At 59.4% G+C, this 6,000-nt stretch carries 6 protein-coding genes; 5 read left to right on the forward strand and 1 reads right to left on the reverse strand.

Annotation, left to right across the window (positions count from 1 at the left end; genetic code table 11):
* Positions 1–37 precede the first annotated feature (37 nt).
* The 3 genes from IEX53_RS13050 to IEX53_RS13060 are packed head-to-tail and all read left to right on the forward strand — an operon-like array spanning position 38 to position 1,404.
* Positions 38–1,012, forward strand: a complete 975-nt coding sequence (locus tag IEX53_RS13050; protein WP_188824599.1) for a 2-hydroxyacid dehydrogenase — start codon at positions 38–40, stop codon at positions 1,010–1,012.
* Between the two features lie 21 nt (positions 1,013–1,033).
* Positions 1,034–1,264, forward strand: coding sequence for an amino acid transporter (locus tag IEX53_RS13055; protein WP_188824600.1), 231 nt, complete (start codon positions 1,034–1,036; stop codon positions 1,262–1,264).
* Positions 1,264–1,404 (forward strand): hypothetical protein, encoded by a 141-nt coding sequence (locus IEX53_RS13060; protein WP_188824601.1) that lies wholly within the window; start codon positions 1,264–1,266, stop codon positions 1,402–1,404. Before IEX53_RS13055 ends, IEX53_RS13060 begins: the two co-directional genes overlap by 1 nt.
* A 1-nt stretch (position 1,405) precedes the next feature.
* On the opposite strand, the gene IEX53_RS13065 is transcribed toward IEX53_RS13060, so the two are convergent.
* Positions 1,406–2,182, reverse strand: a complete 777-nt coding sequence (locus tag IEX53_RS13065) for a gamma-glutamyl-gamma-aminobutyrate hydrolase family protein (protein ID WP_188824602.1) — start codon at positions 2,180–2,182, stop codon at positions 1,406–1,408.
* A 233-nt stretch (positions 2,183–2,415) separates the two neighbouring features.
* On the opposite strand from IEX53_RS13065, the gene IEX53_RS13070 reads away from it, so the two are divergent.
* Positions 2,416–3,165, forward strand: coding sequence for an SDR family NAD(P)-dependent oxidoreductase (locus IEX53_RS13070; RefSeq protein ID WP_188824603.1), 750 nt, complete (start codon positions 2,416–2,418; stop codon positions 3,163–3,165).
* Positions 3,166–3,562: 397 nt separating this feature from the next.
* The gene (locus IEX53_RS13075) at positions 3,563–5,866 is read left to right on the forward strand and encodes a putative bifunctional diguanylate cyclase/phosphodiesterase (protein ID WP_188824604.1); all 2,304 of its coding nucleotides are present in this window, start codon (positions 3,563–3,565) and stop codon (positions 5,864–5,866) included.
* Positions 5,867–6,000 lie beyond the last annotated feature (134 nt).

Genomic DNA, 6,000 nt, shown 5'->3' on the forward strand with positions numbered 1-6,000 from the left:
GCGTGAAATCACCAAATCAGGGAGGAATCGAACAATTATGACGAATACGCATGAGATGACCATTCTCGTGGTCGGCAGGCTGCACCCTCACGCGGTCGAGCGCATCGGCAACACATTTGCGATGGAGCGGGTGGAGAAGGGCGATCCGGCGCTGGTGACGCCTGAACTGGCGCAGCGCGTGCGCGGTGTCGCCGTCAGCGGGGCGCTCAATGCAGCCTTCATGGACGCGCTGCCGAACCTCGAAATCGTCGCCAATTTCGGCGTCGGCTATGACAATGTCGATGCCGCCCACGCAGGCAAGACCGGCATCATGGTGACCAACACGCCTGATGTGCTGACGGATGAAGTTGCCGACACGGCGTTGGGATTGCTGATCGACACGGTGCGCGAGTTGCCGCAGGCGCAGGCTTGGCTCAGGGCGGGCAAGTGGGAGACTGAGGGCAATTATCCTTTGACGAAGCTGTCGCTGCGCGGACGCCGCGCCGGCATTTTCGGGCTCGGGCGGATCGGCAAGGCCATCGCCCGGCGCCTTGAGGCCTTCGGTCTCTCCGTCGCCTATCACAATCGCCGCAGGGCCGATGATTTGGCTTATGATTATTACCCCAGCCTGCTTGCGCTGGCGGAGGCCGTGGACACGCTCATCGTGGCGGCGCCGGGCGGGGCGGGGACTGAGAAGGCGGTGAATGCAGACGTGCTGCGTGCGCTCGGGCCCGATGGCGTGCTCATCAATATCGGACGCGGCAGCGCCGTCGATGAAGACGCTCTCATCGCTGCGCTTCGCGATGGAACCATCGCCGCCGCCGGTCTCGATGTGTTCGCCGACGAGCCGCGCGTGCCGCAGGCGCTGATCGACCTGCCGAACGCCACGCTGCTGCCGCATGTCGCCTCCGCCTCGCAGGCAACGCGCCGCGCCATGGCCGATCTGGTGGTGGATAATCTTATCAGCTGGTTCAAGGATGGGAAGCCGCTGACGCCGGTGCGGGAGACGGCCAATATTAAGGCAGGGGATTAAAGGAGTAGGGGATGATCAATAATGGCCGACCTTTCTGCTGCCACTCATAACGAGCGCCTAAAATTAACGGCGACATGGATCAACGGGATGGCTGTCGCCTTTTTTGCAGTGGGTGGCTTGGCGCCGCTGTTTACAATGCTTTATGGCGATCGGCCAGCATCGCTGCAACTCGTCTTCAGCGCGATGAGTTGTATTTTGGCAGCTCCAGCACTACATTATTGGGCAAGATTTTCCCTGAAGGATTTAAGATAATGACGTGGTCACAACTGGCGGTCTTCCTAATCTTTCCGGTAAGTGGCCTGATAATGGCCTATGTCGCGCTGAAGCTGCAGCAGCGTGAAACCGCCCGCTTCGATAGAGAGCGCGAACGCCAGCGCCACGCCGCGAAATAGGTCACTCCGCCGCCACCGCCGTGCGCGCGGCGCGGTGGGCGCGGACGGCGTCGCCGAAGGCGGCGAAGACCTTGCGCGAGGGGCTGTCGGTCTTCACCCAGACTTCCGGATGCCATTGCACGCCAACGACGAAGCCCTTCGCATCCTTTACCGAGACCGCTTCGATGGTGCCGTCCTCGGCAAGCGCCTCGATCTCCAGCCGTGGGGCAAGGGTGTCAATCCCCTGCCGGTGGGCAGAGTTCACCTGAACGGTATCCTCCTCGACGATGGAAGCAAGGCAGGAACCCGGCTTGATCACTACCGGATGGCGCAGGGCGAAGCGCTCGGCCTGGTTGTCGGTGTCCGGGGCGCGGTGATCGATGCGCTCCGGCAATTCCTGGATCTCGGTCGCCAGCGTGCCGCCAAGGGCGACGTTCAGCTCCTGGAAGCCACGGCAGATGGTGAGCAGCGGCACGCCGAGTTCGATGGCGCGGCGGATGAGCGGCAGCGAGGTGGCGTCGCGCGCGTGGTCGAAGGGCTCATGCGCCTCGGTCGGCTCGATGCCGTAAAGGGAAGGATGCACGTTGGATTTCGACCCTGTTATCAGCACGCCATCGACGGCGGCAAGAATCGCATCGAGATCGAGCGCATCGCCGAAACAGGGGACGAGCAGCGGCGTCACCCCTGCGCCCTCGACCGCCGCCGCAAGATATTGCTCCGGCGCGGCGTGCCAGGTGTAGATATCGAAGCTGCGCACATCGGATGTGACGGCAATGAGGGGTTTCGATGGTTTCGACATGGGTTCTTTCCGAAGTCCCCAAAAGGGGTAGGTGACGGGCAATTGCTTTCTGTGCCCGGCTTATTTAGGGAGTTTCGTGCGATTTTCCAATGGCGTTTCTTTGGGGCGGGGGGAGCTTCGAGGAAATAGAAATATTCTTTTCCGCTCATTACTGCCGTTGCCACAGCACTTCGCTGGTTTTAAGAATTGAAAGCTGACTCTTCTCTTACTTGAGCCAAGACCTGTGAGATTTCATGACGGGGGAACTTTTTTCCATAACGGGCAAGACCATTGTGGTGACGGGCGGCTCGTCCGGCCTGGGCTCGCGCATGGTCGAGATGCTTGCTAGCCATGGCGCCAATGTGATTTCGATTTCGCGTGCGCTCGCGCCCAATCGCGAACCCCGCAATGGGGGTGGGGAGATCATCGATATCATGGCGGACGTGACGTGCCCTCAGGAGGTGGAGCAGGCCTTCGATGAAGCCGAGGCGCGGCTGGGGACGGTGACGGTCGTCTTCAACAATGCGGGCGTGGCGCAGATGGCGCGGGCGCTCGATACGACGCGAGAGATGATGCAGCGCGCCTTTGACGTCAATGTCACGGGCGCGTTCTGCGTGGCGCAGGAGGCTGCCCGGCGGCTTATCGCGGCGGGCCGCGGCGGGGTGATCATCAACTCGACGAGTATTCTGGCCGAACGGCCGCAAAAGGGTGCAGCGGCCTACGCCATGTCAAAAGCGGCGGTTTCGCACATGACGCGGGCGCTTGCGCTCGAATGGGCGTGCCACGACATCCGCGTCAACGCCATCGCGCCCGGCTGGTTTCCGACCAAACTCAATGATGCGGTCCTCGAAGGGCCGGCGGGCGGCTTCCTGAAAGGGCTCAACCCGATGCGCAGGCTGGGCGAGGCGCAGGATCTGGACGGCGCCGTGCTGATGCTCGCTTCCGATGCAAGCCGCTATATGACGGGCGCGATCGTGACCATCGATGGCGGCCACAGCATCTGAACCGCTTTGGATTTTCGTGGGAAACCCCGCATAAACGCATTGTGAATCCGCCATAAAGGTGGGAATGTTGGCGGATAGATTTGGCATATGAGGCGGCGGCCATTTTTTAGCGCCACCGTCATCATCGGCTCAGAGTTTGATTCAAGTAATTCATATTTCGATTCAGCCAACAGGAAAATCACGAAGTAAAACATAGTATTTATTGTCGCATATTGAGCTTAAACTGCAGGTTAAATGTTTAACCGTTTTTCGATGTCTGATTATCCACTGATTGTGTTCAAGTATTGTTTGCTCAATTAATGCGGGTATACGCAACCAACGGTTTATTATCGGGAAATATATTATTAAGTCATTGCTGTAATAATATGTTCCGAGGGAAAAGGGACGCATATCGAATATGGCTTGGCGCCGAAGAACAGACATTCCAGCGGATATCCGTCTCTCCTTCGTGCGGTCCCTCTATGGGAACCGCGCGACGCTCTGGTTCGGGATGCTGGCGCATGTGATCGTCTGCTCCGTCATCTATCTGGAGACGGGCCGGCTGGCATATATCATTTTTGCTACCGGGTTTACGATAATAGCGCTGGCGCGGCTTTTCGACATGAGCCGGTTCGATAGGGCTCCGCTTGCCAATCCTACTCATGAGCAGATCAACCAGTGGGAAACGCGCTATCTGGCCGGTGCGGCGGCGGTATGCACCTTGCTTGGCATCATGTGCTTCTACAGCACATATATGGTAAAAAACTCTTTCGCCGAGCTTGCCAGCCTTGCGATTTTGTTGGCCTCGAGCGTTTCCATTGTCGGTCGCAATTACGCATCCCGAACCGCTGTCATCGTGATGTCGCTCTGCTGCCTGGTTCCGGTGCTTACGGGTTTTGCGCTGGCTGGCAGACCGTATCTGTTGATTATCGGTTTCCTGCTCATTCCTCATTTCCTAAGCAATATCCAGATGGCCAACGGCCTGCGCGACTTCCTGTTCGCGGCGGTGATGGGGCGGCGGGAACTGGCGGTGGTGGCGAGCCGCTTCAACGCCGCGCTCAACAACATGCCGCACGGGCTCATCATGTTCGACGGTGACGGCAAGCTCGTCGTCGTCAACAACAAGGCGGTGTCGCTGCTGAGGATATCGCCCGACAGCGATCTTACCGGCCGTTCGCTCCAGACGGTGCTGCGCTATTCGTCCCTGCATGGTCTTTTCCCGCGTTCCAAGCTCAAAAGCATACGCAGGCTCATCGACGATCTGCTCTCGGGACGGCGCGAGCGCGACCTGTTTCAGTTTTCTGACGGGCGCTACATCGAATTCAGCTGCAGCCAGCGCCAGGACGAGGGCGCGGTGCTGATCTTCGAAGATGTCACGCAGCGCATCGAGGCGGAAGCGCAAATCCAGCACATGGCCCGGTATGACGGGCTGACGGGGCTTCCCAATCGCGTGCATTTCGAAACGCTGGTCCGGTCGCTTCTCGGTCGACGGGCGCATGGCAAGCGGATGGCGCTGGTCGTGCTCGACATCAACGACTTCAAGCATGTCAACGACACGCTGGGGCATCATGTCGGCGACCAGCTGCTGCGCAAGCTGGCGGAGCGCCTCGCAGAAATGGACCCGATGCGCTTCATCCCGTCCCGCTTTGGCGGCGACGAGTTCGTTATCTTCGTTCCCGACATTGGTCCGGACGCTCAGATCGATGCGGTCATGGACAATCTGGTGTCCGCCGTGTCGGGCACTTACCAGCTATCGGATCACAGCGTCGAGGTCGAGGTGAATGCCGGTGTGGCGCTGGCGCCAACAGGGCATTTCGATCTGCAAAACCTGCATATCAAGGCGGATCTTGCGCTTTATGAGGCGAAGGGAAGCGAAAAGCGCAATTGGGGGCTGTTCGAGGAAGCGATGGATATCCGCTATCGCAGCCGCCAGCGCCTCAAGAACGACCTGCGCGGGGCAATCATCAACGGCGCGCTCAAGGTGGTCTATCAGCCGATCGTCAGCGCCCAATCCCTGCGCATCGTCTCCTGCGAGGCGCTTTCGCGCTGGGATCATCCGGAACTCGGCCCTATCTCCCCCGCCGACTATATTCCGCTTGCCGAGGAGATGGGCGTCATCACCGATATCACGCGGTTCATGCTGGAAAAGGCCTGCATGGATTGCCGGGATTGGGGCGGGCGTATCGGCGTTTCGGTCAATCTCTCCGCGATCGATCTGAAAAACAGCGACATCACCGACATCATAGCGAGCGCTTTAAGGAAGTCGGGGCTGCCGACGAATCTGCTGGAGGTCGAGGTGACGGAAAGCGCGATCATCAGCGACCGCAACAAGACCAGCAATGTGCTGCAGCAGCTGAAAAATGCTGGCATCAATGTGGCGCTCGACGATTTCGGCACCGGCTATTCGAGCCTGAGTTATCTCAATACGCTTCCACTGACGAAGGTGAAGATGGACCGGTCCTTCGTGCGCGATATCACGGAGGACCGGCGCTCGCTGATGCTTCTGCGCGGCGTGACCCAGCTTTCACACGAAATGGGCCTTGGCGTGACCGTCGAAGGGGTGGAAACGCAGGAGCAACTGGCCCTGATCCGGGGCGCAGCGGGCGCCGACCTTGTGCAGGGGTATCTGCTGGGCGCGCCGCTTCCCGCGCAGGCGATTTCATCTCTCATCGACAGGAGTTTTCCTCTGGGAACAGGCAGCAAGCTCACCAGCGCCATGTGAAGCGGCAGGCTGTGAATAGGCGCACCTAATTAGTTAGAGTGTGCTTCCGTAAGGGCATCTTAATAAATTATACCCCGTTCACGCGATAACCCGAAAATCGCGTGGCCTGATGACGCGGAAATTGTCGGTGACGA

The organism is Paramesorhizobium endophyticum (assembly GCF_014640615.1).
Classification (GTDB): Bacteria; Pseudomonadota; Alphaproteobacteria; order Rhizobiales; family Rhizobiaceae; genus Paramesorhizobium; species Paramesorhizobium endophyticum.

Bases quoted from the DNA above. Each gene is read 5' to 3' on its own strand.
- IEX53_RS13050 (WP_188824599.1), top strand. From the start codon at position 38: ATGACGAATACGCATGAGATGACCATTCTCGTGGTCGGCAGGCTGCAC.
- IEX53_RS13055 (WP_188824600.1), top strand. From the start codon at position 1,034: ATGGCCGACCTTTCTGCTGCCACTCATAACGAGCGCCTAAAATTAACG.
- IEX53_RS13060 (WP_188824601.1), top strand. From the start codon at position 1,264: ATGACGTGGTCACAACTGGCGGTCTTCCTAATCTTTCCGGTAAGTGGC.
- IEX53_RS13065 (WP_188824602.1), bottom strand. From the start codon at position 2,182: ATGTCGAAACCATCGAAACCCCTCATTGCCGTCACATCCGATGTGCGC.
- IEX53_RS13070 (WP_188824603.1), top strand. From the start codon at position 2,416: ATGACGGGGGAACTTTTTTCCATAACGGGCAAGACCATTGTGGTGACG.
- IEX53_RS13075 (WP_188824604.1), top strand. From the start codon at position 3,563: ATGGCTTGGCGCCGAAGAACAGACATTCCAGCGGATATCCGTCTCTCC.